This window comes from Pseudomonas sp. S2_C03 (assembly GCF_054668405.1).
Genome location: NZ_CP162766.1, coordinates 991,379 through 1,015,674, shown reverse-complemented (window position 1 = coordinate 1,015,674; position 24,296 = coordinate 991,379). Strand labels below are relative to the sequence as shown.

Below are 24,296 nucleotides of genomic sequence, written 5' to 3'. Positions count from 1 at the left end.
CAGTTGCAGTTGGACAAGAAGACGATGTACTCGAAAAAAACCTGAATCTATTTTGAAATTATTTCCTGGCTGCCATCAGGGCGCGTACGCACGGCCACCGGCAGGATGTTCGGCAGGGCCTTGAGCAAGGCTTCGGTATTGTCGGACTTGAACACGCTGGTCAGGCGCAACTGCCCGACTTTGTCGTCGCTGATGGTCAGCGGCGTCTCTCGATAACGCGACACCTCCTCGACGACTTCGCGGAGGCTGGCGTTGTTGAACACCAGTTTGCCGCTGCGCCAGGCGGTCAGCTCCGCCGGGTTGACGGCATAGGCCGGGGCGACGTTTCCATGGGCATCCACCCGCGTCCCCAGGCCGGCGGAAAGCGAGACGAAAGCATCGCCTGGCGCTTCACGCCCCTGGACCCTGACCGTACCCTGCTCGACGACGACCCGCGTATCACGGGGACCGCGCCGCACATCGAAGCGCGTGCCGGTGACTGTGACCTTGCCTGCGCCCGACTCGACCACGAACGGACGATCACTGTCATGGGCGACGTTGAACATGGCCTCGCCTTCGGTCAGCTCGATACCGCGCCGGCCTTTCTCAAACCGCACCTGAAGACGGCTGCGGCTGTTGAGGTCGATCACCGAACCGTCCGGCAATGCCACCTGGCGGCGCTCGCCCAGCGCCGTGGCAAACTCGGCGGAGTACGTTGCGGATTGATTCAGACCACTAAAAAGGCCCAGCCCGAGCGCCACTGCCAGCACACTGGCCGCCACCGCATACCGCAAGATTGGACGACGCTTGCTGCGTTGCGGCGGTGCTTCGCACAAGGCGTGCAGGCGCGCAGGCGGCAGCAAGTCTGCCGCCGACCACAGACCCTGGAGCAATTGAAATTCGTCCCGGTGCTGCGGGTGTTCATGCAGCCATCGCTCGAACTCCAGATGTTCCTCGATGCTCACGGCCGGTTCCCGAAGACGCACAAACCACCGCGCCGCCTCATCGCGAACCGTTGTTTGCCCGCACGCGCAGTTATCCATCATGGAAGTTCCTGTGTGGCTGGGGATGAAAATGCGTTGCCGCTCATGATTGCAGTCCGTCGAGGCGGTCGCGCAGATGCCGCAGGGTGCGGATCATATACTTTTCCACCATGTTCCTGGACAGTCCCAGGCGTTCGGCGATTTCCGCCTGGGTCAGGCCTTCGATCTTCTGCCAGACGAACACCTTGCGGCAATTGATCGGCAGCTCGGCAAGGGCACGCTCGATGGAATCAGCCAACTGGACCGCATGCATGAAATGCTCCGGGTCGCCTGACGACGACACACTTTCATCGATTGCCTCGGACTCCCTGGCGCCCCGCCGATCCTCACGCCGATAACCATCTACCGCGATGTTGCGCGCGGTCTGGTGCAGATAGGCCCGGGGCTGCTGCACCGCACCCGAATCGGACTCGAGCACGCGCACAAAGGTGTCGTGGGCCAGATCCTCGGCCTGCTGACGATTTCTCAGGCGACGGGTCCAGGTGCCAACCAACTCTTCGTAATGCTCGAAAAAGCCGTGTCTGCGGGGCAGCTTGGGGATCATTGCGATGTGCTGTGAAGACGGGGCGTGAATAGTAATGCGTCCTATTAACTGGAATCAATGGCCACCCGGCAGGCGCCACACAACCCGTTTGCGCGGCAGATCAGCGGGAACAGTTGATTTAGGCACGCAGGCAAAGGATTCTGGCAGGCATACAACAAGAGCCCGCTACAGCCTGTAGCAAAGTGCGGTAATGCCAGTCATCGGTTTTTGCCCGGGAATACAGTCATGTTCACCTCCATCGCCGCACTTAAAAAACAACCCCTCGCCCGCCTCGCGCTGGCCATTGCCCTGGGCTTGCCCGCCTGGGCCGACAACGCCCTCGCCCACGGCGGCCATGCCGAAATGGTGCCGCTGCAAGCAGGCCTCGAAGCATTCGGCGCCTCGGTCAAGTGGGACGATTACGCCGACCTGTTCGTGATTGCCAAAGATGGCGTGTACCTCAAGGTCAAACCAGACAGCAAGGTGGCGATGCTCAACGGCAAGCGCATGGAGCTGACGGTCCCGGTGGTGTTCAAGGGCAAGACCGCCTACATGTCCAAGGACTTCATCAACCAGGTGTTCCAGTCCGGCCTGGACAATACCTTTGTCGTCGAAACCCGGCCGAACCCGCTCAACCCGTTGAGCGCGGACGAGATCAACAGCGCGGTCAACATCGTCAAGCAATCGGCCCATTACCAGCCGGGGTTCCGTTTCACGGAAGTGTCGGTCAAGGAGCCGCCAAAGGAACAGGTTTGGAATTTCGCCCTGAGCGGGCAGAAAGTCACGCAGCCACGTCAGGCCAACATTGTGGTGCTGGACGGCAAACACGTGATCGAAGCCCTGGTCGACCTCGACAGCAAGACCCTCAGGTCATGGACGCCGATCGAAGGCGCCCATGGCATGGTCCTGCTCGACGACTTCGCCACCGTGCAAGCGGCCATCGAGGCCAGTCCCGATTATGCCCAGGCATTGGCCAAGCGTGGCATCAACGATGTGAAGCAGGTGGTAGCCACTCCCCTGACCGTAGGCTACTTCGACGGCAAGGACGGGCTGACGCAAGACAAGCGCCTGCTGAAAATCGTCAGCTACCTCAATACCGGGGACGGCAACTACTGGGCGCACCCGATCGAGGGCCTGGTGGCGGTGGTCGACCTGGAGCAGAAGAAGCTGATCAAGATCGAAGACCACGGCGTGATTCCGGTACCAATGAAACCCACGCCGTATGATGGGCGCGGCCGCAAGGGCGTGGCGGTCAAACCGCTGGAGATCACCGAGCCGGAAGGGAAAAACTACACCATCACCGGCAACAGCATTCACTGGCAGAACTGGGACTTCCACGTACGCCTCGACTCCCGGGTCGGGCCGATCCTGTCCACTGTCACCTATGACGACAAGGGCAAGAAACGCAAGATCATGTACGAAGGCTCGCTGGGCGGCATGATCGTGCCTTACGGCGATCCGGATGGCGGCTGGTACTTCAAGGCCTACCTGGACTCGGGCGAATACGGCATGGGCACGCTCACCTCACCGATTGCCCGGGGCAAGGACGCGCCGCAAAACGCCGTGCTGCTGGATGCGACCATCGCCGACTACACCGGCGCGCCGACCTCGATCCCGCGTGCCATGGCCGTGTTCGAACGCTACGCCGGACCGGAATATAAACACCAGGAAATGGGCCAGCCCAACCTCAGCACCGAGCGACGCGAGTTGGTGGTGCGCTGGATCAGCACCGTGGGCAACTACGACTACATCTTCGACTGGGTCTTCCAGCAGAACGGCACCATCGGCATAGACGCCGGGGCCACGGGTATCGAGGCGGTCAAGGGTGTGAAGTCCAAAACCATGCACGAAGCCACCGCCGAGGAAGACACACGCTACGGCACCCTGCTGGACCACAACATCGTCGGCACCACCCACCAGCACATCTACAATTTCCGCCTCGACATGGACGTCGATGGCGAGAACAACTCGCTGGTGGAAGTGAACCCGGTGATTGCGCCCAACGATCGTGACGGGCCGCGCACCAGTACCATGCAGACCGAAACACGCGTGGTCGGCACCGAGCAACAGGCGGCGCAGAAGTTCGACCCCTCGACCATTCGCCTGCTGAGCAACCCGGCCAAGGAAAACAAGGTCGGCAACCCGGTGTCCTACCAGTTGATACCGTACGCTGGCGGCACGCACCCGGTGGCCAAGGGTGCCAACTTCGGCAAGGATGAATGGCTCTACCACCGCCTGAGCTTCATGGACAAGCAACTGTGGGTGACGCGCTACAACCCCGAGGAAAAATACCCGGAAGGCAAATACCCGAATCGCTCGGACAAGGACTCGGGCCTGGGCCAGTTCACCCATGACAACCAGTCCATCGAGAACAGCGACGACGTGGTCTGGCTGACCACCGGCACCACCCACGTCGCCCGTGCCGAGGAATGGCCGATCATGCCGACCGAGTGGGTGCATGTATTGCTCAAGCCGTGGAACTTCTTCGACGAAACCCCGACGCTGAACCTAAACGCCCCGGACTGACACACCAACCCCCCTGTAGGAGCGAGCATGCTCGCGATGGTAGTCCAGACACCGCGGGGCGTCAGACAGCCAGTGTCATCGTTGACGACCATCGCGAGCATGCTCGCTCCTACAGGCGTTCGGGCAAGGGATCAGGCATGCCGCTTGCGGTATTCACCCGGCGCAACGCCGAAGCGGGTCTTGAACGCGGTGGAGAAGTAGCTCGAATCCGAGAACCCCCAGGAATACCCCAGCACTGACAGCTTCTGTTCCTTGCCCGATTGGCGCAGGGATTCAGCGCACAGGTCCAGGCGGCGGTTCTTGATGTAGCGGGCCACCACCAGGCCCTTTTTGGCGAACATCCGGTACAGGCCACGGGTGGACATGCCGACTTCCCGGGCCAACCATTCCGGGCACAGCTCCTCGGAGCGGATGTGCTGATCGATGAAACTCAGGGTCTTGCGAAAGGCGCGCTCGTGAGGGTCCGCGCTCTCTTCAGCCTGGCTGATCGCCGGGCGCAGCAGGCTGACAATCGCTTCCAGCGTCGCTTCGCTTTCGGTCTGGCTGAGGCTTCGCTGATGCGTGGCATCCAGAATCAACCGATGCGAGAGCATGGCAATTGGCGAGCTCGCGGCAATCCGGTGACCGCACCTGACCTGGTTGAAACGCAGGGTCTGCTCCACCAGTTGCGATGGCAGGATCAACGACAACTGCCGCGAGTTTTCGCTGTAGGTGAAGTCACTGGGGCGCGAGGCGTCGATCAGGGTGATGTCGCCTGCCGTCAACAGCACCTTGTCGTTGCCCTGGGCCATGCCGGCGCTGCCGTCGAGCTGGAACACGGCGAAGTACTTGCCACCCTCGCCCGCCGCGACTTCCTGAGGCGTGCGATACAGCCGCGCCTGGCGGGCGTCGACAAAGCTGAGCTTCAGCGCGCCATCCCGGTGTTCGCGGATCTGCCCGGCGAAGGCATCGCCCAGCGGTTGCGCATTAAAAGCGCCACAAATCTGGTTGATCTGATGAATCCACTGATCGAAACCATCACGGCGCTGTGCAATTGAAGAAATCATGTCGGGCCTCACGCAGGCTTGTTTTTATTATCTACGCCAATCCACGGGTTCTCCTGAACAGTGTTTCTTCCTGACAGCACACGGGTTTACTTGAGCCCGCCAAAACGTCTGTAGAAGCTCTCGCCGACATCCGGCAACGGCCCATCGGCGGTTTCCAGCGCACTGTTCAACCATTCTTCGGCCTTGGCGTAGATCAGCCGATAGATATTGCGACACAACTGCCGGGCGGCCCGTCCTTCCCAATCGCCGGGCAACAACTCATCCGGCAGTTGTGGGTCACGCAACAGCAATTTGCGGTACTCGTGAATAAGCAGGACACGTGCCAGGAAGCAGTCCGACGGTTGCAGGTTTTCCTGCTCGCGAAGCGCTTGCCAGAGCGGTCGGAACAACTGGATGAACTCGCTGTAATGGGCCGCCAGCTCCTCGATGTTCCAACTCTCGCGCACCTGCAGACGCAGGGCCTTGGAGGCCAGTACATCCTGCGCCGTGGTTTCGAAAACGATGGTGTCTTCCTGTGCGCCAAGGTCGAGCAACGTCGCATTGAGGTCTGAACGATCACTGCGCGGGCAAGCCAGCACCGCCGGCGAGATCGCACCAAAACCTTGCCACTCCAGTTCTTCACGCACCTGTTTGCGCTTGTCCTGGGTCAACTGGGTCAGCATCACCAGGCACCAGGAACCGTCCCAGGCCGGGACGCTGGAGCTGTAGACCCGCTTGAACGCCTTGTCGAAACGCCGCCGACCAGTGCCGGTCAGGCTGTAGTAGCTGCGTCGACCGACCTTTTCGGCGGTCAGCCAACCTTCCTTGGTCAGGCGGAAGATCGAGGTGCGGATCAGGCGTTCATTGATGCCGATCGGTTCGAGCAATTGAATCAGGCTGCCCAGCCACACCGTACCGCCATGGGGTTCGATGGCATCCCCGTATAGCGTGATGATCAGGGAACTGGCGCGGATCGGCGTCTGTTCCTGGAAGCGGGTAATCAGTTGGTTCAGGGGTGTCAGGGACGACATGGGCGTACCGAGCGAAAAAAGAAATGGAATATACCGAAAGTTTGCCTGTTGATCTCACCGACCCTGTAGGAGCGAGCTTGCTCGCGATGAGGGACTGCCAGCCAACCTCTCTGGCACTGACCCACCGCAATCGCGGGCAAGCCCGCTCCTACAGTGTCATTTGGCGCTGCCTTTGGGCCGCAACCCCCGATCGGCGATCCGCGGCCGATCCACTTCCGGCTCAGCCAGCGGTTCGCACACCTGCATCTGCTCCAGGCAGCGCTTCGCCAACTGCTGATATTCGCGAGTGCCCGCCTGTTTCCACGCCACTTCCTGATCGCTGAGCGCGCGCTTGACGCTCGCCGGTGCGCCCATGATCAACGACTGCTCCGGGCCTTCGAACCCGGCCTTGACGAACGCCGCCGCCGAAACGAACGAACGTGCACCGATGCGCGCGTTGTCCATCACCACCGCATTCATGCCCACCAGCGCGTCGGCGCCAATCCGGCAGCCGTGCAGCACAGCGCCATGGCCGATGTGGCCGTTGCGCTCGACCACTGTGTCGCTGTCCGGAAAGCCATGCATCACGCAGGTGTCCTGCACATTGGCGCCCTCCTCCAGGACGATCCGCCCGAAGTCTCCACGCAGGCTGGCCAGCGGCCCGACATAACAGTGGGGACCGACGATCACGTCACCGATCAGGACGGCCGAGGGGTGGACATAGGCGGTCGGATCAACCACCGGGGTCAAGCCATCGAGGCTGTAGCAGGTCATGGGCGATTCCCTTTCGAGGCATTCACAAAGCGATGCCGATATATGAACATTTTGTATCACATCACTTTTGATAGAACAAATAACAAAAGCGGTATCGCTTAGGAAATCACGCCAAACGACCGCTGGTCGGCCTCGCAAAAACCCATAAAACACCCGTAAATTAGGCTTAAACGGCTTGATCTAAAGCGGCCTTTGGCCCTTCATGAAAAGCCAACGAACAACTAATAGGACACATTAAATCAATTCTTATGTTGATTTTACGTATCATATTGACGATATACTCCGACCAAACCGGCACACCTTGCCGATCCAATAATGAGCCGGCCGTTCAGCCGAGCGTGCACCGTGAGGGCATCCGCCATGCCTCTAACCCTTGCTGTCGACTTCATCGAGCCGGGCGTCCGCCTGATCACCCTGCAACGCCCACAAGCGTTGAACGCCCTTAACACCGAACTGCTCGGTGAACTGGCTGATGAACTGAACGCGGCCCAGGCCGATCCCGACACCCGTGCGGTGGTCCTGACTGGCAGCCGCAAGGCCTTTGCCGCCGGCGCCGACATCAAGGAAATGGCGGAACGCAACCTGGTGGGCATCCTCGATGACCCGCGCCAAGCGTCCTGGCAAACCATCACCCGTTTCAACAAACCACTGATCGCCGCCGTCAATGGCTTCGCCCTGGGCGGTGGCTGTGAATTGGCAATGCACGCCGACATCATCGTGGCCGGCGAAGACGCCCGCTTCGGCCAGCCGGAAATCAACCTGGGAATCATGCCCGGCGCCGGTGGCACCCAACGTCTGCTGCGCGCCGTGGGTAAATCCCTGGCCATGCAAATGGTCCTCACCGGCGAGCCGATCGACGCCCGCCAGGCCCAGCGCGCCGGACTGGTCAGCGAAGTGACACAGCCGGAATTCACTGTTGATCGCGCCGTACAGATCGCCGCCAGCATCGCCAACAAAGCGCCGCTGGCGGTGCGACTGGCCAAGGAAGCGCTGCTCAAGGCCATGGACACAGACCTCGCCAGCGGCCTGCGCTTCGAGCGCCACGCTTTCACCGTGCTGGCCGGCACCCGCGATCGCGACGAAGGCATCGCCGCGTTCCAGGAAAAACGCATGCCGACCTTCACCGGCCAGTAACCCCTTACAAAAAAGCGACCGACCTCCAAGAGAGCGCCAAGACCATGAACTTCGAACACATCCTGTTTTCCATCGAGGCCGGCGTCGCCCTGCTCAGCCTCAATCGCCCGGACCAGCTCAACAGTTTCAACGCGCAGATGCATGGCGAAGTCAAGGAGGCGCTGAAGCAGGTTCGACAGAGTCCAGACGTTCGCGTGCTCCTGCTGACGGGTGAAGGCCGAGGCTTCTGCGCCGGCCAGGACTTGAGCGACCGCAACGTCGCCCCGGGCGCTGCTGTGCCGGATCTGGGCGAGTCCATCGGGAAGTTCTACAACCCGCTGATCCGCCAACTCCGCGACCTGCCGCTGCCGGTGATCTGCGCGGTCAACGGCGTGGCGGCCGGTGCCGGTGCCAACATCCCGCTGGCCTGCGACCTGGTGCTGGCAGCGCGTTCGGCCAGCTTCATCCAGGCGTTCTGCAAGATCGGCCTGATCCCCGATTCCGGCGGCACCTGGACCTTGCCGCGCCTGGTCGGCATGGCTCGCGCCAAGGCCCTGGCCCTGCTCGGCAACCGTTTGAGCGCCGAACAGGCCGAGCAATGGGGCCTGATTTACCGCGTGGTGGACGATACCGACCTGCGCGAGGAAGCCCTGACCCTCGCCCGTCACCTGGCCACGCAACCGACCTATGGCCTGGCCCTGATCAAGCGCAGCCTCAACGCCGGCCTGAGCAACACGTTCGATGAACAGCTTGAGCTGGAGAAAGACCTGCAACGCCTGGCCGGACGCAGCGAGGACTACCGCGAAGGCGTCAGCGCCTTCATGGAAAAACGCAGCCCAAGTTTCAAGGGGCGCTGAATCATGACCGCTCTGAATATCAACGCACGCATCGCGGTCATCGGCGCCGGCGCCATGGGCGCCGGTATCGCCCAGGTCGCGGCACAGGCCGGTCACTCGGTGCTGTTGCTGGACAACCGCCCAGGCGCCGCCGCGCAAGCCATCGAAGGCATTGACCGACAACTGGGCAAGCGCGTCGACAGCGGCAAGCTGCCGGCCGAATCACGCAGCGCAACCCTCGGTCGCCTGCACGCCGTGGAAAGCATCGAAGCACTGGCCGATTGCGACCTGATCATCGAGGCCATCGTCGAGAACCTCGAGGTCAAGCGTGCATTGTTCCGCCAACTCGAAGAGCTCTGCGACGAACACTGCATCCTCGCCAGTAACACCTCGTCGCTGTCGATCACCAGTATTGCCGCGCAACTGCGTCACCCACAGCGCCTGCTGGGCCTGCACTTCTTCAACCCGGCGCCGGTCATGGCGCTGGTGGAGATCGTCTCGGGCCTGGCCAGCGATCCGGCCCTCGCCGAATGCTTGTACGACACGGCCAAAGCCTGGGGGAAAAAACCGGTGCACACCCGCTCGACCCCAGGTTTCATCGTCAACCGCGTGGCTCGGCCGTTCTATGCCGAAAGCCTGCGCCTGTTGCAGGAAGGCGCGGCAGACTGCGCGACCCTGGATGCCTTGATGCGCGAGGCCGGCGGTTTTGCCATGGGCGCGTTCGAGCTGACCGACCTGATCGGCCACGACGTCAACTACGCCGTGACCCGCTCGGTGTTCGACGCCTATTACCAGGACACGCGCTTTTTGCCGTCACTGATCCAGAAGGAACTGGTAGATGCCGGCCGCCTAGGCCGCAAGAGCGGACAAGGTTTTTACAGCTATGCCGAAGGCGCGGTTCGCCCGCAGCCGGCATCAATCCGTAGTGGCCAGAATGTTGCCACCTGCACGGTCGAAGGTGACCTCGGCATCGCGGGCGGCCTGGTCCCGCGCCTGCGCGATCACGGTATCGAGGTCATCCAGCGCGATGGCCGCGGCCTGCTGCGGGTGGGCGATGCGGTGCTGGCCCTGAGTGACGGGCGCATGGCCTGCCAACGCAGCCGCCAAGACGGCCTGCGCAACCTGATCCTGCTGGATTTGGCCGGCGACTACGCCAGGGCCAGCCGACTGGCGATCAGTTGCGCCACCGACATCGACCCGAGCGCCCTCGAACAGGGCGTGGCCCTGCTGCAACAGGCCGGGCTCACCGTCAGCCAGCTCAGCGACAGCCCGGCCCTGGCCGTGTTGCGCACCGTGGCCATGCTCGCCAACGAAGGTGCCGACGCGCTGCTGCAAGGCGTGGCCTCGGCCGCCGATATCGATCTGGCCATGCGCGCCGGGGTCAACTACCCGCAAGGCCCGCTCGCCTGGGCGGACAGCATTGGCCTGGCGCACATCCTCAAGGTGCTGGAAAACCTGCAAGCCAGTTATGGCGAAGAACGCTACCGACCGTCGCTGCTGTTGCGTCGCCGCGTGGCCGAAGGGAGAGCCTTGCATGACTAATCATGAAGCGATGAACCTGGCCAGCGCCTGCGCACAAGCGCTGTTCAGCCGCGACAACGCCAGCCAGGCCATGGGCATGCGCCTGTTGTCCGCCGGCCCAGGCTGCGCCCGCGTCGGCATGACGGTACGCGACGATATGGTCCAGGGCCATGGCACCTGCCACGGCGGCTACCTGTTCGCCCTCGCCGACTCGGCGTTCGCGTTTGCCTGCAATAGCTACAACGAGGCCACGGTGGCCATCGGTTGCAGCATCGACTACATCGCCCCGGCGCGCCTGGGCGACACCCTGACCGCCGATTGTATCGAGCAAAGCCGTTCCGGCCGGACCGGCAACTACGACGTACGCATTGAAAACCAACAGGGCCAGCTGATCGCGCTGTTCCACGGCAAATCCTACAAAGTGCGCGGCGCTGTGCTGACGCAGGAGACTCCCAATGAATGATGCCTTGATCATCGATGCGGTGCGCACCCCCATCGGCCGCTACGCTGGCGCCTTGAGCAGCGTGCGTGCCGACGACCTCGGCGCGGTGCCGCTGCGCGAGCTCGTGCGTCGTCACCCGCAGGTGGACTGGGCGCGCGTCGACGACGTGGTCTACGGCTGCGCCAACCAGGCCGGCGAAGACAACCGCAACGTGGCACGCATGTCGGCACTGCTGGCCGGGCTGCCAGTCAGCGTGCCAGGCACCACCCTCAACCGTCTGTGCGGTTCGGGCCTGGACGCCATCGGCAGCGCGGCGCGGGCGATCCGTTGCGGCGAGGCCGGGTTGATGCTGGTGGGCGGCGTCGAGTCGATGTCCCGTGCGCCGCTGGTCATGGGCAAGGCGGAGCAGGCGTTTTCCCGCGACGCACAGGTTTACGACACCACCATCGGCTGGCGTTTCGTCAACCCGTTGATGAGCAAGACCTGGGGCATCGACTCCATGCCGGAAACCGCCGAGAACGTTGCCGAGCAGTTCAACGTGTCCCGCGCCGACCAGGACGCCTTCGCCCTGCGCAGCCAGCAACGCGCCGCAGCCGCCCAGGCCAGCGGGCGACTGGCCAAAGAGATCGTTGCGGTCGAAATCCCCCAGCGCAAGGGCCCGGCCAAAGTCGTCGAGCACGACGAGCACCCGCGTGGCGACACCACCCTTGAGCAATTGCAGAAACTCGGCACGCCCTTCCGCGAAGGCGGCAGCGTCACCGCCGGCAACGCCTCCGGGGTCAACGACGGCGCCTGCGCGCTGCTGCTGGCCAGCCCGCAAGTGGCACGACGGCACGGCCTGAAGGCCCGCGGGCGGGTGGTCGCCATGGCCACCGCCGGCGTCGAACCGCGAATCATGGGCATCGGCCCGGTGCCCGCGACCCGCAAGGTGCTGGAACTGGCCAACCTGAGCCTGGCCGACATGGACGTGATCGAGCTCAACGAAGCCTTCGCCGCGCAAGGCCTGGCGGTGTTGCGCGAGCTGGGCTTAAGCGACACCGACCCACGGGTAAACCCGAACGGCGGCGCGATTGCCCTTGGCCATCCACTGGGCATGAGCGGCGCGCGACTGGTGACCACCGCCCTGCACGAGCTTGAGGAACGGAAGGGGCGCTACGCCCTGTGCACCATGTGCATCGGCGTCGGCCAGGGCATCGCGCTGATCATCGAGCGACTGTCCGACTAAAGAACCGCGATTCCCGAGGAGCCGAGAGGTATCCTTGGCACATGCACTCAAAGCCCCGCTGCGGTGGGGCCGAAACACAAAAATAATTCGAGTGAAGATATGAACATGCCAATTGCCAACGCCGTGCTTGATCCTGTGCTGGACCCGCTGGAAACCGCCAGCATCGACGAACTGCGCAGCCACCAGCTCGATCGCCTGCGCTGGAGCCTGAACCACGCCTACAACAACGTGCCGCTGTACCGCCAGCGCTTCGACGCCCTGGGCGTGCACCCCAATGACATCCGCTCCCTGGAAGACCTGGCGAAGTTTCCCTTCACCACCAAGTCCGATCTGCGCGACAACTACCCATATGGCATGTTTGCCGTGCCGATGCCGGAAGTGGTGCGCCTGCACGCCTCCAGCGGCACCACCGGCAAACCCACCGTCGTCGGCTATACCCAGAACGACATCGATACCTGGGCCAACGTGGTCGCCCGCTCGATCCGTGCGGCGGGTGGCCGACGCGGTGACAAAGTGCATATTTCCTACGGCTACGGCCTGTTCACCGGCGGCCTTGGCGCGCACTACGGCGCCGAACGCCTGGGCTGCACGGTGATCCCGATGTCTGGCGGGCAAACCGAGAAACAGGTGCAACTGATCAAGGATTTCCAGCCGGACATCATCATGGTCACGCCGTCTTACATGCTCAACATCGCCGATGAGCTCGAGCGCCAGGGCGTCGACCCGCACAAACTCGCCTTGCGCCTGGGCATCTTCGGCGCCGAACCGTGGACCGGCGAGCTGCGCAGCGCCATTGAACAGCGCCTGGGCATCACCGCGCTGGATATCTACGGCCTGTCGGAAATCATGGGCCCGGGGGTCGCCATGGAATGTGCCGAGACCAAGGATGGCCCGACCATCTGGGAAGACCACTTCTACCCGGAAATCATCGACCCGGTCACAGGCGAAGTACTGCCGGACGGGCAAATGGGCGAGCTGGTGTTCACGTCGCTGAGCAAGGAAGCCCTGCCGATGATCCGCTACCGCACCCGCGACCTGACTCGCCTGCTGCCGGGTACGGCCCGACCGATGCGACGCATCGACAAGATCACCGGACGCAGCGACGACATGCTGATCATCCGTGGCGTCAACGTGTTCCCGACGCAGATCGAAGAGCAGGTGCTGAAAGTCAAACAACTTGCCGAGTGCTACGAGATTCATTTGTATCGCAAGGGCAACCTGGACAGTGTCGACGTGCACGTCGAGCTCAGGGCCGACCAGCAGCACCTGGGCGACGAGGCACAGAAAGCGGTTTGCGCCGAACTGAGCCGGCACATCAAGACCTACATCGGCATCAGCTCGCGGATCGTTCTGCAGCCGTTCCACTCCATCAAGCGCTCCGAAGGCAAGGCCTGCCACGTCATCGACAACCGCCCCAAAGCATGACTGCTGCACCTTTTTAGCCCCGCGATGCGGGGCTTTTTTTTGCCCCTTCATTGCTAGACCCGCACCCCTCTGTAGGAGCGAGCATGCTCGCGATGGAGCTAGGAGCACCGCGGGGTATCAGGCTTCCCGCGTCATCGTTGACGACCATCGCGAGCATGCTCGCTCCTACAGTAAAGGGGGACGGGATGGCGCAAAACCAACCACTCATCCCAAAGCGATACAAAAACATATACGACACGATATTTTCTGTTTGATATTAAATTCTGTATCGCTTATAAAGTTCTCCATGCCCTCGATCAGATTCAAGGCGGGAGAACCCCCATGTACGCACAGCTTGTAGAAACCGGCGTCAAGCGCATCAAGGACCTGTCGGAGATGTCCGAACAGGAACGCGCCTTCCAGGAAAAAATCGATTCGGAAATCAAGATCGAAGCCAAGAACTGGATGCCGGATGCCTATCGCCAGACGTTGATCCGGCAGATATCCCAGCACGCTCATTCTGAAATCGTCGGCATGCTGCCTGAAGGCAACTGGGTGACCCGCGCGCCCACGCTCAAACGCAAGCTGCAATTGATGGCGAAGATCCAGGACGAAGCCGGCCACGGCCTGTACCTGTACAGCGCCATGGAGACCCTGGGCGCAGACCGCGACGAAGAGATCGCCAAGCTGCACAGCGGCAAGGCCAAGTATTCGAGCATCTTCAACTACCCGACCCTGAACTGGGCCGACATGGGCGCCGTGGGCTGGCTGGTGGATGGCGCGGCCATCGTCAACCAGGTGGTGCTGCAGCGCACCTCCTACGGGCCCTATTCCCGGGCGATGATCCGCATCTGCAAGGAAGAGAGCTTCCACCAGCGCCAGGGCTACGAAATTCTCCTGACCATGATGCGTCACGGCACCCAGGCGCAAAAAGACATGGTCCAGGATGCGATCAACCGTCTTTGGTGGCCGTCACTGATGATGTTCGGCCCGAGCGACGAACACTCGCCGAACAGCGCGCAATCCATGGCCTGGAAGATCAAGCGCCAGAGCAACGACGAACTGCGCCAGCGTTTTATCGACCAGACCATCCCCCAACTGGAGCTGCTGGGCTGCACCTGCCCCGACCCGGACCTCAAGTGGAACGCCGAGCGCGGCCACTACGACTTCGGCGAAATCCAGTGGAGCGAATTCTACGAAGTGCTCAAGGGCAACGGCCCGTGCAACACCGAGCGCGTCGCCACCCGGCGCAAGGCCATTGAAGGCGGCGCCTGGGTACGCGAAGCCGCCGTCGCCCACGCCCGCAAAAAACAAAACAAGAACGCCGCCTGAGCCGGCCCGAACCCCTCTGTAAGAGCTGGCTTGCCAGCGAGGCGGCTTAAAGGGCAGCAGTGATCTCACTGAGGTCATCGCGGGCAAGCCCGCTCCTACACAGAGCAACCGATTTGTAGGAGCTGGCTTGCCAGCGAGCGGCCTCAAGGGCAGCGGTGATTTCACTGACGCCTCGCGGGCAAGCCCGCTCCTACACAGAGCAACCGATGTGGAGAACTGAAATGTCCGAGTGGACCCTCTTCGAAGTCTTCGTGCGCAGCAAGCACGGTCTCAATCACAAGCACGTCGGCAGCGTGCATGCCGCCGATACCACCATGGCCATCGAGAACGCGCGCGAGCTCTACACCCGCCGCAGCGAAGGCGTGAGCCTGTGGGTGGTGCCGTCGGCCATGATCACCGCCTCGTCGCCGGATGAAAAAGATCCGCTGTTCGATCCCTCGGACGACAAGGTCTATCGCCACGCCAGCTTTTACGAGCTGCCGGCCGAAGTCGGGCATATGTGAGGTCGACCATGAACAACAAGACCGATCTGATCGAATACCTGCTGCGCCTCGGTGACAGCGCCCTGATCCAGGGCCAGCGCCTGTGCCAATGGTGCGGCAAGGCTCCGGCGCTGGAAGAAGAACTGGCGCTGATGAACGTCGGCCTCGACCTCGTCGGCCAGGCGCGCAACTGGCTGGAATACGCCGCCGAGCTGCTGGATGACGGCCGCGACGCCGATCACCTGGCGTTCCGCCGCGACGAGCGCGCCTACCGCAACCTGCTGCTGGTGGAACAACCCAACGGCGACTACGCGGTCACTATCCTCAAGCAGTTCCTCTACGACGCCTGGCACCTGCCGGTGCTACAGGGCCTGAGCCAGTCCAGCGATGAGCGCATCGCCGGGATCGCCGCCAAGGCCGTGAAGGAAGTCACCTATCACCTGCGCCGCTCCAGCGAATGGGTCGAGCGCCTGGGTGACGGCACCGAGGAAAGCCACCAGCGCATGCTCGCGGCGATCCCGGAAGTCTGGCGGTTCACCGTGGAACTGATCGCCGCCGATGACAGCGAACAGCGCCTGCGCGCAGCCGGCATCACGCCGGACATCGCCACTGTCGCCGCTGCATGGCAAGCCCGTGTCGAAGCGATTTTCGCCAGCGCCACCCTGCCCGTTCCGGCTGCCGCGAACTACTTCTACCTCAACGCACGCCAGGGCCTGCACACCGAGCACCTGGGCATCCTGCTGGCTGAGATGCAATTTTTGCCACGAGCGTACCCCGATGCAACCTGGTGATCTGATCGCCAGCGACCTCGGCGCCCGGCCGGCACAACCGACCGACCTGGCGGCCGCTTGGTCGATCCTGAGCGAAGTCATGGACCCGGAAGTGCCGGTGGTCAGCGTCGTCGACCTGGGGATCGTGCGCGATCTCGATTGGCAGGCGGGGCATCTGCACGTGGTGGTCACGCCGACCTACTCCGGCTGCCCGGCCACCGAAGTCATCGAAAGCGACATCCGCGATGCGCTGGAGCACGCGGGCTTTCGCGCGCCGCAACTGGAGCGCCGGCTGACCCCGGCATGGACCACCGACTGGATCAGCGCCAGCGGTCGTGAGCGCCTGCGCGCCTACGGCATCGCGCCGCCCGAAGGCAGCACCAGCAAGCGCAGCCTGCTCGGCGAAAGCCCGCGGGTGCTGTGCCCGCAATGCGGCAGCGCCCACACCGAGGTGCTCAGCGAGTTCGGTTCCACCGCCTGCAAGGCCTTGTATCGCTGCGTCGATTGCCGCGAGCCGTTCGACTATTTCAAGTGCATCTGAGCGGCCAATGACCGCCTCAGCTGGAGAACAACAATGAGCAAATTTCACAGCCTGACCATCAAGGACGTGCGTGCCGAGACCCGCGATGCGGTGTCCATTGCCTTTGAGATCCCACAGGACTTGCAGGACAGCTTCCACTTCAAGCAGGGCCAGCACCTGGTGATGCGCACGCAACTGGATGGCGAAGAAGTGCGTCGTTCTTACTCGATCTGCACCGGTATCAACGACGGTGAACTGCGCATTGCGGTCAAGCGTGTGGTCGGTGGGCGTTTTTCCGCCTTCGCCAATGAACACCTGAAAGCCGGGCACACCCTGGAAGTCATGCCGCCGGCCGGTCATTTCAGTGTCGAACTGGACCCGAGCCGCCACGGTAACTACCTGGCCGTCGCGGCCGGCAGCGGCATCACGCCGATCCTGTCGATCATCAAGACCACCCTGGAAACCGAGCCCCACAGCCGCGTCACCCTGCTGTACGGCAACCGCTCCAGCGCAGGCGCCCTGTTTCGCGAACAGCTCGAAGACCTGAAGAACCGCTACCTGCAACGCCTGAACCTGATCTTCGTATTCAGCCGCGAGCAGCAGGACGTCGACCTGTACAACGGCCGGATCAATGCCGAGAAATGTGAGCAGCTGTTCTCCCGCTGGCTTGACGTCAAGGCCCTGGACGCGGCGTTCATCTGCGGCCCTCAGGAAATGACCGAAACCGTACGCGACAGCCTCAAGGCCAAGGGCCTGGCGCCCGAGCGCATCCACTTCGAATTGTTCGCCGCCACCGACAGTCAGCAAAAACGCGAGGCCCGTGAAGCCGCCCGCCAGGTGGACGCCGCCGTCAGCCAGATCACCGTCATCAGCGACGGCCGTGCCCTGGCGTTCGATCTTGCGCGCAACACCCAGAGCATCCTCGATGCCGGCAATGCCCAGGGTGCCGAACTGCCCTACTCGTGCAAGGCCGGCGTGTGCTCGACCTGCAAGTGCAAGGTCATCGAAGGCGAAGTGGAAATGGACAGCAACCACGCCCTGGAAGACTACGAAGTCGCCGCCGGCTACGTCCTGTCCTGCCAGGCCTTCCCGATCAGCGACAAGGTGGTGCTGGATTTCGATCAGCTCTGATCCAAAACCCTGTAGGAGCGAGCATGCTCGCGATGGTCGCCAACGATAACGCTGGCAGCCTGGCAACCCGCGGTGCTTGATCCACCATCGCGAGCATGCTCGCTCCTACAGGGAACTGTGTTTCACCCACGACAAAAACAAAAAACAAGAGAGCGTGCCATGACCCCACAAGACATCGAACTCATCCAGCAGCACCCCGCCTTCAAACAACTGGTGCGGCGCAAACAGAAGCTCTACTGGTCGCTGTCGTTGATCATGCTGGTGATCTATTTCGGTTTTGTCCTGCTGGTGGCGTTCTCGCCGGCCACCCTTGGCCAGTCGCTCAATGGCGGCGTGACCTCGGTGGGCATGCTGGTGGGTGTGGTGGTGGTGATCCTGGCGTTTGCCCTCACCGGGTTTTATGTCTATCGCGCCAACCACGTGATCGACCCGCTCAACGACAAACTCAAGCAGGAGTGCGCCCAATGAGCCGGCTCCTGGCATTATTCCTGCTGCCATTGGCCATCGTCACCGACTTCGCGGTGGCCGCCGAGAGTGCGGCTCGTCCGCTGAACTGGAATGCCATCGGCATGTTCCTGGTGTTCGTACTGTTTACACTCGGCGTGACCCGTTGGGCCGCCTTGCGCACTCGTTCGGCCAGCGACTTCTACACCGCCGGCGGCGGCATGAGCGGCTTCCAGAATGGCCTGGCGATTGCCGGCGACATGATCTCCGCCGCCTCGTTCCTGGGCATCTCGGCCATGATGTTCCTCAATGGCTACGACGGCCTGCTCTACGCTTTGGGCGTATTGGCCGGCTGGCCGATCATTCTGTTCCTGATCGCCGAACGCCTGCGCAACCTGGGCAAATACACGTTTGCCGACGTGGTGTCCTACCGCCTGGAGCAGACCCCGGTGCGCCTGACCTCGGCCTTCGGCACCCTGACCGTGGCCCTGATGTACCTGGTGGCGCAGATGGTCGGCGCCGGCAAGCTGATCGAATTGCTGTTCGGCATCGACTACCTCTATGCGGTGATGCTGGTCGGCGTGCTGATGGTGTTCTACGTCACCTTCGGCGGCATGCTCGCCACCACCTGGGTGCAAATCATCAAGGCGGTGATGCTGCTGTTCGGCACCAGTTTCATGGCGTTCATGGTGCTCAAGCATTTCGGTTTCAGTACCGAAGCGATGTTTGCCGGCGCCACCGAAGTGCACGCCAAGGGCACCGCGATCATGGCGCCGGGCGGCTTGCTGTCCAATCCGATCGACGCGATCTCCCTGGGGCTGGGCATGATGTTCGGCACCGCTGGCCTGCCGCATATCCTGATGCGTTTCTTCACCGTCAGCGATGCCAAGGAAGCGCGCAAAAGCGTGTTCTACGCCACCGGTTTCATCGGTTACTTCTACCTGCTGCTGATCGTCGTCGGCTTCGGCGCCATCGTCATGGTCGGCACCGACCCGTCGTACCGAGACGCCAGCGGCTCGATCATCGGCGGCGGCAACATGGTCGCGGTACATCTGGCACAAGCGGTGGGTGGCAACCTGTTCCTGGGGTTCATCTCGGCGGTAGCGTTCGCCACCATCCTGGCGGTGGTTGCAGGCCTTGCCCTGTCCGGCGCCTCGGCCGTGTCCCACGACCTCTACGCTTGCGTGATCCGTAAGGGCCAGGCCAGCGAACAGCAGGAAATGCGCATGTCGCGCATCGCCACCCTGTGCATCGGCGTGCTGGCGATCATCCTTGGCCTGTTATTCGAATCGCAGAACATCGCCTTCCTCTCCGGCCTGGTACTGGCCATCGCCGCCTCGGTGAATTTCCCGGTGCTGTTCCTCTCGATGTACTGGAAAGGCCTGACCACTCGCGGTGCGGTGCTGGGCAGCCTGATGGGGCTGGTTTCGGCAATCGTCCTGCTGGTGCTGAGCCCGGCGGTGTGGGTCAACGTCCTGCATCACGACAGGGCACTGTTCCCGTATTCCAACCCCGCACTGTTTTCCATGAGCCTGGCTTTTTTCAGCGCCTGGCTGTTTTCCGTCACCGACCGTTCGCCACGTGCCGCCCTCGAGCGCGGCCGTTACCTGGCGCAGTTCATCCGTTCCATGACCGGCATCGGCGCCTCGGGCGCGAGCCAGCACTAACCCTCCTATTTGCCAACCCGGAGCAATCCAGATGTCTCACGTTGCCACACTGCAAAGCTTCATCGCCGGTCGCTGGATCGGCCAACACGGCGCACAGATCCTGCGCAGCGCCCTCGACGGCCACGAGATCGCCCGCACCCACGAAGAACGCCCGGACTTTGCAGAAGCCATCGAGCACGGCCGTCGCCAGGGCGTCAGCGGCCTGATGGCGCTGGACTTCCAGCAACGGGCCCAGCGCCTGAAAGCGCTGGCCCTGTACCTGAGCGAGCGCAAGGAACAGCTTTACGCGATCTCCCACCACAGCGGCGCCACCCGCGCCGACAGCTGGATCGACATCGAGGGCGGCAACAGCACGCTGTTCACCTACGCCAGCCTCGGCTCACGGGAATTGCCATCGGGCAACGTCGTGCACGAAGGCCCGGCGCTGCAACTGAGCAAACTGGGCAGCTTTGCCGGCACCCACATCCTGGTGCCGCGTGGCGGTGTCGCGGTGCACATCAACGCCTTCAACTTCCCGATCTGGGGCATGTTGGAAAAGTTTGCCCCGAGCTTTCTCGCCGGCATGCCGTGCATCGTCAAGCCGGCCAGCGCCACCAGCTACCTGACCGAAGCCGTGGTGCGCCTGATGGACGAGTCCGGCCTGTTGCCCACCGGCAGCCTGCAACTGATCATCGGCGGCACCGGTGACCTGCTCGACCGCCTGCAAGGCCAGGACGTGGTGACGTTCACCGGCTCCGCCGACACCGCCGCCAAGCTGCGGGTCAACCCGAACCTGATCCGTAACTCGGTGCCGTTCACCGCTGAAGCCGACTCACTGAACTGCGCGATCCTGGCCCCGGATGTCAGCCCGGACGACGAAGAGTTCGAGCTGTTCATCAAGGAAGTCGCCCGGGAAATGACCACCAAGGCCGGGCAGAAATGTACCGCCATCCGCCGCGCCATCGTGCCGGCCAAACACATCGATGCGGTGGCCTCGCGCCTGCGTGATCGCTTGGCCAGGGTGGTGGTCGGCGACCCGTCGGTGGAAGGCGTGCGCATGGGTGCGTTGGCCTCCCATGATCAGCAAAAAGACGTGGCCGAACGCCTGGAAGCCCTGTTGCAGAGCAGCGACATGCTGTTCGGCGCACGCGATGGTTTCGAGCCACGCGGCGACAATGTCGATAAGGGTGCGTTCTTTGCCCCGACGCTGTTGCAGGCCCGCGATCCGCATGCCGAAGGCGGCGCCCACGACATCGAGGCGTTCGGTCCGGTCAGCACCCTGATGGCCTACGACGACCTGGACGAAGCCCTGGCCCTGGCCGCCCGTGGCAAGGGCAGCCTGGTGGCCAGCCTGGTCACCAAGGACCCGTTGATTGCGGCCAAAGCCATTCCAGTCGCCGCGGCATTGCACGGCCGCCTGCTGGTACTCGACCGCCACTGCGCCGGCGAATCCACCGGCCACGGCTCGCCGTTGCCGCAACTCAAACACGGCGGCCCGGGTCGCGCGGGTGGCGGTGAAGAACTCGGCGGCCTGCGTGCCGTGAAGCATTACCTGCAACGCGCGGCGGTCCAGGGCTCGCCAACCATGCTGGCGGCGGTCACGGGCGAATACGTGCGCGGCGCCCAGGTCATCGAGACCGAGGTGCATCCATTCCGTCGTTACTTCCAGGACCTGCAGATCGGCGAATCGCTGCTGACCCACCGTCGCACCGTAACCGAAGCGGACCTGGTGAACTTCGGTTGCCTGTCAGGCGATCACTTCTACATGCACTTCGATGACATCGCGGCCAAGGAATCGCAATTCGGCAAGCGCATCGCCCACGGCTACTTCGTGCTGTCGGCCGCCGCCGGGCTGTTCGTTTCGCCAGCGCCCGGCCCGGTGCTGGCCAACTATGGCCTGGACACCCTGCGTTTCATCAACCCGGTGGGCATCGGCGACACCATCCAGGCGCGCCTGACCTGCAAACGCAAGATCGACCAGGGCAAGACGAGCCCGCAAGGCATCCCGCAAGGGGTGGTGGCGTGGGATGTGGAAGTGACCAACCAGCTGGGAGAGCTGGTGGCCAGTTATGACATTTTGACGTTGGTGGTGAAGCGCGAGGGTTGATCCTCAATTTGTGGTGAAGTTGATGGCCTCATCGCGGCGGTGCGACGATTCGACAAGCCCGCTCCTCTGTAGGAGCGGGCTTGCCCGCGATGAGGCCATCACATTCAATAAAGACCCTAATGCCTGCGCAACCACTCGATAAACAGCGCAAACAACTCCGATTGCGACCCCACTTCAAGCTTCAGGTACAGGTTCTTGCGGTGCATGCGCACCGTCTCCGGCGAGATGTTCAATTGGCTGGCCGTGGACTTCACCGAATGCCCGCGCAACACCATATGCGCCACTTCACGCTCGCGCTCGGTCAGCAAATCGCTGCCAAAATGCTCGAACGCTGACTGCACCCGCTGCTTGAGATCGTCACGGCCACTCGCCTCCTGATCGGCACGATGCTGCAAGCCACGCTGACCGAACTCAGCGATGAACTCGCGCACCAACGGCTCGACGGCGCGCAACAGGTTCAGTTGCTCAACCCGCAGGCTTTCCCCGCCAAAGCCCTGGAACAGGCTCACGGAAATTTGTGTGTCGTTGCCGGTGTCCACCAGATAAAAACTGTCTTCGGAACTGCCGGCCTTCAAGTAGTAAGTCTTGTAGTACTCGCTGTCGAAGAAGTTGTCCGGGGCGATTTCCTCCAGGTGATAGAAGCCTTCGGCCAAGCCCTGCCCCACCGCCAGGCAGAAGGGGTCCAACAGGTAGCCGCCGGAAAAATAGCGCTCCAGCAGCGACACCCGGTATTGCTCCGGGATGCCCTGCTGATACAGCAACTGGGGCGCGCGGTCCTTGTGTTCCAGGCTGATCATCACCGACTCGATTGACACCAGATGGCCGAATGCCGAGGCCAGATGGCGCAGCGCGTCGGGCTCGTCGATGTGGGCGAAAGCCTTGCGCACTTCGGCATGCCATTTGTGCAAGGCACCGAAAGGCAAGGCGATCAAGGTGTCATCGTTGGGTTTGCTCATGCCCCGCAGTCTAGCGGGTGAACCGAGCCCCCGTAAGCGGCTCGAACTCATTGGCCGGCGTACTGACCGCTTTGTTCAAGCTCGGCCGCCACCTCGAGAATGCACACCCGCAAGGTTTCGACGATTTCATCCACCTGGGCATGCGTGAGGATCAGCGGCGGCGACATCACGTTGAGGTGCATGATCGGCCGTACCAGCAAGCCCCGCGTCTGCGCCCGTGAATGAATGCGCTCACCGATGTTGATCTCGTCGGCAAACAGCGCCTTGGTGCGCTTGTCGGCGACGAACTCGACGCAGGCCATCAGCTTCTCGCAACGCACGTCGCCCACCAGCGGCAAGTCGCTGAGCGTAGCCAGACGCTGTTCCAGGTAGCTGCCAACCTCCTCGACATGCTCCAGCAGGTTTTCCCGCTCGATGATCTCGATGTTCTTCAGGGCGGCGGTGCAGCACACCGGGTGGCCGCTGTAGGTGAAGCCGTGGGTGAAACAGCGGCCCTTGCCCGGCTCGGCGATGACTTTCCAGATGCGGTCGGAAAAGATGCACGCGCCCAGCGGCAAGTAGGCAGACGTCAGGCCCTTGGCCGTGGTGATGATGTCGGGCTGCACGTCGAACACGTCCTTGGAGGCGAAGAATTTGCCCAAGCGCCCGAACGAGGTCACCACTTCATCGGCGACGAAAAGGATGTCGTAGCGCTGACAGACTTCCCACATACGCTTCAGATAACCCTTGGGCGGAATGATCACCCCACCCGAGCCCATGATCGGCTCGGCGAAGAACCCGGCGACCTTGTCCGCGCCGATGGCGAGGATCTTGTCTTCGAACTCCTTGACCAGGAACTCGAGGAACTGCCCTTCATCCATGCCGTCCGGTGCACGGTACGGGTTGGGGTTGGACACGTGGTGGATCAGGTCGTTGGCATAGTCGAACTCCGGCACCCGGTCGGCGGCCTTGTTGCCGATCGACATGGTCAGCGTGGTGGAGCCGTGATAGGCGTTGAAGCGCGCGATGATGTGCTTCTTGTCCGGCTTGCCACGGCAGTTCTGGAAGTACTGGATCAGGCGATACGCAGTGTCCACGGCGGTTGACCCGCCAGTGGTGAGGAACACGTGGTCCAGATCCCCCGGCGCCAGGCTGGCGAGTTTTTCGCACAACTGGATGGCGACGTTGTTGGTCATGTCGCAGAACGGGTTCGAATAGGCCAACTGGCGCACCTGGTCGGCGATGGCCTGGGCCATTTCCTCGCGACCCAGGCCGATGTTCGTGCACCACATGCCCCCGACGGCGTCGAGAAAACGGTTGCCCTGGGTGTCGTAGATGTAGGCACCATCGCCCGACACGATATTCAGGGCGCCCTGTTCGGCATGCTCGTCGAACATGTGGTAGCCGTGCATGTAGTGCGCTTTATCGGCTTTGGTCAGCCGCGATTCATCGGCGGCGGACATTACGTCATGCGTTGGAGTAGCCATACAAAAACCTCGAACCTGTTG

The 24,296-nt window shown here is 62.6% G+C and carries 22 protein-coding genes; 15 read left to right on the top strand and 7 right to left on the bottom strand.

Annotated features, from left to right (window positions below):
- Window positions 1–47: 47 nt before the first annotated feature.
- Window positions 48–1,025, bottom strand: coding sequence for a FecR family protein (locus AB4N64_RS04525; RefSeq protein ID WP_460122347.1), 978 nt, complete (start codon window positions 1,023–1,025; stop codon window positions 48–50).
- Between the two features lie 40 nt (window positions 1,026–1,065).
- Entirely contained in the window at window positions 1,066–1,566 is a 501-nt protein-coding gene (locus AB4N64_RS04520; RefSeq protein WP_460122345.1) for a sigma-70 family RNA polymerase sigma factor, read from the bottom strand.
- Window positions 1,567–1,791: 225 nt separating this feature from the next.
- On the opposite strand from AB4N64_RS04520, the gene tynA reads away from it, so the two are divergent.
- Window positions 1,792–4,071 (top strand): primary-amine oxidase, encoded by a 2,280-nt coding sequence (gene tynA / locus AB4N64_RS04515; protein WP_460122343.1) that lies wholly within the window; start codon window positions 1,792–1,794, stop codon window positions 4,069–4,071.
- Between the two features lie 131 nt (window positions 4,072–4,202).
- Here the strand turns inward: tynA and feaR are convergent, their stop codons facing one another.
- The 3 genes from feaR to paaY all read right to left on the bottom strand — a co-directional run bounded on the left by feaR (window position 4,203) and on the right by paaY (window position 6,880).
- On the bottom strand, window positions 4,203–5,117 hold the full coding sequence (gene feaR / locus AB4N64_RS04510) for a transcriptional regulator FeaR (RefSeq protein ID WP_460122341.1): 915 nt from the start codon (window positions 5,115–5,117) through the stop codon (window positions 4,203–4,205).
- An 86-nt stretch (window positions 5,118–5,203) separates the two neighbouring features.
- A complete protein-coding gene (gene paaX / locus AB4N64_RS04505; RefSeq protein WP_460122339.1) occupies window positions 5,204–6,127 on the bottom strand; it encodes a phenylacetic acid degradation operon negative regulatory protein PaaX in 924 nt (307 codons plus the stop codon).
- Window positions 6,128–6,283: 156 nt separating this feature from the next.
- Window positions 6,284–6,880 carry a phenylacetic acid degradation protein PaaY gene (paaY, locus tag AB4N64_RS04500; RefSeq protein WP_460122337.1) on the bottom strand — a complete coding sequence of 199 codons (597 nt, stop codon included), beginning with the start codon at window positions 6,878–6,880 and terminating at the stop codon, window positions 6,284–6,286.
- Window positions 6,881–7,240: 360 nt separating this feature from the next.
- Here paaY and paaF point away from each other — a divergent pair, with 360 nt between their 5' ends.
- The 14 genes from paaF (at window position 7,241) to paaZ (ending at window position 21,853) form a co-directional block, all read left to right on the top strand.
- Complete coding sequence (gene paaF / locus AB4N64_RS04495; RefSeq protein ID WP_460122335.1) at window positions 7,241–8,014, top strand: 2,3-dehydroadipyl-CoA hydratase PaaF; 774 nt, start codon at window positions 7,241–7,243, stop codon at window positions 8,012–8,014.
- A 44-nt stretch (window positions 8,015–8,058) separates the two neighbouring features.
- Window positions 8,059–8,850 carry a 2-(1,2-epoxy-1,2-dihydrophenyl)acetyl-CoA isomerase PaaG gene (paaG, locus tag AB4N64_RS04490; protein ID WP_460122334.1) on the top strand — a complete coding sequence of 264 codons (792 nt, stop codon included), beginning with the start codon at window positions 8,059–8,061 and terminating at the stop codon, window positions 8,848–8,850.
- A 3-nt stretch (window positions 8,851–8,853) separates the two neighbouring features.
- Window positions 8,854–10,371 (top strand): 3-hydroxyacyl-CoA dehydrogenase PaaH, encoded by a 1,518-nt coding sequence (gene paaH / locus AB4N64_RS04485; RefSeq protein ID WP_460122332.1) that lies wholly within the window; start codon window positions 8,854–8,856, stop codon window positions 10,369–10,371.
- Window positions 10,364–10,813 (top strand): hydroxyphenylacetyl-CoA thioesterase PaaI, encoded by a 450-nt coding sequence (paaI, locus tag AB4N64_RS04480; RefSeq protein ID WP_460122330.1) that lies wholly within the window; start codon window positions 10,364–10,366, stop codon window positions 10,811–10,813. Before paaH ends, paaI begins: the two co-directional genes overlap by 8 nt.
- The gene (gene pcaF, locus AB4N64_RS04475) at window positions 10,806–12,017 is read left to right on the top strand and encodes a 3-oxoadipyl-CoA thiolase (protein ID WP_460122328.1); all 1,212 of its coding nucleotides are present in this window, start codon (window positions 10,806–10,808) and stop codon (window positions 12,015–12,017) included. Before paaI ends, pcaF begins: the two co-directional genes overlap by 8 nt.
- A gap of 99 nt (window positions 12,018–12,116) precedes the next feature.
- Complete coding sequence (gene paaK / locus AB4N64_RS04470) at window positions 12,117–13,442, top strand: phenylacetate--CoA ligase PaaK (protein WP_460122327.1); 1,326 nt, start codon at window positions 12,117–12,119, stop codon at window positions 13,440–13,442.
- Between the two features lie 321 nt (window positions 13,443–13,763).
- Window positions 13,764–14,753, top strand: a complete 990-nt coding sequence (paaA, locus tag AB4N64_RS04465) for a 1,2-phenylacetyl-CoA epoxidase subunit PaaA (RefSeq protein ID WP_460122325.1) — start codon at window positions 13,764–13,766, stop codon at window positions 14,751–14,753.
- A gap of 221 nt (window positions 14,754–14,974) precedes the next feature.
- Entirely contained in the window at window positions 14,975–15,256 is a 282-nt protein-coding gene (gene paaB, locus AB4N64_RS04460; RefSeq protein ID WP_460122323.1) for a 1,2-phenylacetyl-CoA epoxidase subunit PaaB, read from the top strand.
- Between the two features lie 8 nt (window positions 15,257–15,264).
- Entirely contained in the window at window positions 15,265–16,026 is a 762-nt protein-coding gene (gene paaC, locus AB4N64_RS04455; protein WP_460122321.1) for a 1,2-phenylacetyl-CoA epoxidase subunit PaaC, read from the top strand.
- Window positions 16,013–16,546, top strand: a complete 534-nt coding sequence (gene paaD / locus AB4N64_RS04450; protein ID WP_460122319.1) for a 1,2-phenylacetyl-CoA epoxidase subunit PaaD — start codon at window positions 16,013–16,015, stop codon at window positions 16,544–16,546. Before paaC ends, paaD begins: the two co-directional genes overlap by 14 nt.
- Before the next feature lie 33 nt (window positions 16,547–16,579).
- A complete protein-coding gene (gene paaE, locus AB4N64_RS04445) occupies window positions 16,580–17,656 on the top strand; it encodes a 1,2-phenylacetyl-CoA epoxidase subunit PaaE (protein ID WP_460122317.1) in 1,077 nt (358 codons plus the stop codon).
- 159 nt (window positions 17,657–17,815) lie between these two features.
- Window positions 17,816–18,124 (top strand): DUF485 domain-containing protein, encoded by a 309-nt coding sequence (locus AB4N64_RS04440; protein WP_460122315.1) that lies wholly within the window; start codon window positions 17,816–17,818, stop codon window positions 18,122–18,124.
- On the top strand, window positions 18,121–19,767 hold the full coding sequence (locus tag AB4N64_RS04435; RefSeq protein ID WP_460122313.1) for a cation acetate symporter: 1,647 nt from the start codon (window positions 18,121–18,123) through the stop codon (window positions 19,765–19,767). The genes AB4N64_RS04440 and AB4N64_RS04435 overlap by 4 nt, the downstream gene beginning before the upstream one ends.
- A 31-nt stretch (window positions 19,768–19,798) precedes the next feature.
- Complete coding sequence (gene paaZ / locus AB4N64_RS04430; protein WP_460122311.1) at window positions 19,799–21,853, top strand: phenylacetic acid degradation bifunctional protein PaaZ; 2,055 nt, start codon at window positions 19,799–19,801, stop codon at window positions 21,851–21,853.
- A 116-nt stretch (window positions 21,854–21,969) separates the two neighbouring features.
- Here paaZ and AB4N64_RS04425 read toward each other — a convergent pair whose 3' ends face one another.
- Both AB4N64_RS04425 and AB4N64_RS04420 read right to left on the bottom strand, forming a co-directional pair.
- Window positions 21,970–22,809 carry a helix-turn-helix transcriptional regulator gene (locus AB4N64_RS04425; protein WP_460122309.1) on the bottom strand — a complete coding sequence of 280 codons (840 nt, stop codon included), beginning with the start codon at window positions 22,807–22,809 and terminating at the stop codon, window positions 21,970–21,972.
- Between the two features lie 47 nt (window positions 22,810–22,856).
- The gene (locus AB4N64_RS04420; RefSeq protein ID WP_460122307.1) at window positions 22,857–24,275 is read right to left on the bottom strand and encodes an aminotransferase; all 1,419 of its coding nucleotides are present in this window, start codon (window positions 24,273–24,275) and stop codon (window positions 22,857–22,859) included.
- Window positions 24,276–24,296 lie beyond the last annotated feature (21 nt).

Bases quoted from the DNA above. Each gene is read 5' to 3' on its own strand.
- AB4N64_RS04525 (WP_460122347.1), bottom strand. From the start codon at position 1,025: ATGATGGATAACTGCGCGTGCGGGCAAACAACGGTTCGCGATGAGGCG.
- AB4N64_RS04520 (WP_460122345.1), bottom strand. From the start codon at position 1,566: ATGATCCCCAAGCTGCCCCGCAGACACGGCTTTTTCGAGCATTACGAA.
- tynA (WP_460122343.1), top strand. From the start codon at position 1,792: ATGTTCACCTCCATCGCCGCACTTAAAAAACAACCCCTCGCCCGCCTC.
- feaR (WP_460122341.1), bottom strand. From the start codon at position 5,117: ATGATTTCTTCAATTGCACAGCGCCGTGATGGTTTCGATCAGTGGATT.
- paaX (WP_460122339.1), bottom strand. From the start codon at position 6,127: ATGTCGTCCCTGACACCCCTGAACCAACTGATTACCCGCTTCCAGGAA.
- paaY (WP_460122337.1), bottom strand. From the start codon at position 6,880: ATGACCTGCTACAGCCTCGATGGCTTGACCCCGGTGGTTGATCCGACC.
- paaF (WP_460122335.1), top strand. From the start codon at position 7,241: ATGCCTCTAACCCTTGCTGTCGACTTCATCGAGCCGGGCGTCCGCCTG.
- paaG (WP_460122334.1), top strand. From the start codon at position 8,059: ATGAACTTCGAACACATCCTGTTTTCCATCGAGGCCGGCGTCGCCCTG.
- paaH (WP_460122332.1), top strand. From the start codon at position 8,854: ATGACCGCTCTGAATATCAACGCACGCATCGCGGTCATCGGCGCCGGC.
- paaI (WP_460122330.1), top strand. From the start codon at position 10,364: ATGACTAATCATGAAGCGATGAACCTGGCCAGCGCCTGCGCACAAGCG.
- pcaF (WP_460122328.1), top strand. From the start codon at position 10,806: ATGAATGATGCCTTGATCATCGATGCGGTGCGCACCCCCATCGGCCGC.
- paaK (WP_460122327.1), top strand. From the start codon at position 12,117: ATGAACATGCCAATTGCCAACGCCGTGCTTGATCCTGTGCTGGACCCG.
- paaA (WP_460122325.1), top strand. From the start codon at position 13,764: ATGTACGCACAGCTTGTAGAAACCGGCGTCAAGCGCATCAAGGACCTG.
- paaB (WP_460122323.1), top strand. From the start codon at position 14,975: ATGTCCGAGTGGACCCTCTTCGAAGTCTTCGTGCGCAGCAAGCACGGT.
- paaC (WP_460122321.1), top strand. From the start codon at position 15,265: ATGAACAACAAGACCGATCTGATCGAATACCTGCTGCGCCTCGGTGAC.
- paaD (WP_460122319.1), top strand. From the start codon at position 16,013: ATGCAACCTGGTGATCTGATCGCCAGCGACCTCGGCGCCCGGCCGGCA.
- paaE (WP_460122317.1), top strand. From the start codon at position 16,580: ATGAGCAAATTTCACAGCCTGACCATCAAGGACGTGCGTGCCGAGACC.
- AB4N64_RS04440 (WP_460122315.1), top strand. From the start codon at position 17,816: ATGACCCCACAAGACATCGAACTCATCCAGCAGCACCCCGCCTTCAAA.
- AB4N64_RS04435 (WP_460122313.1), top strand. From the start codon at position 18,121: ATGAGCCGGCTCCTGGCATTATTCCTGCTGCCATTGGCCATCGTCACC.
- paaZ (WP_460122311.1), top strand. From the start codon at position 19,799: ATGTCTCACGTTGCCACACTGCAAAGCTTCATCGCCGGTCGCTGGATC.
- AB4N64_RS04425 (WP_460122309.1), bottom strand. From the start codon at position 22,809: ATGAGCAAACCCAACGATGACACCTTGATCGCCTTGCCTTTCGGTGCC.
- AB4N64_RS04420 (WP_460122307.1), bottom strand. From the start codon at position 24,275: ATGGCTACTCCAACGCATGACGTAATGTCCGCCGCCGATGAATCGCGG.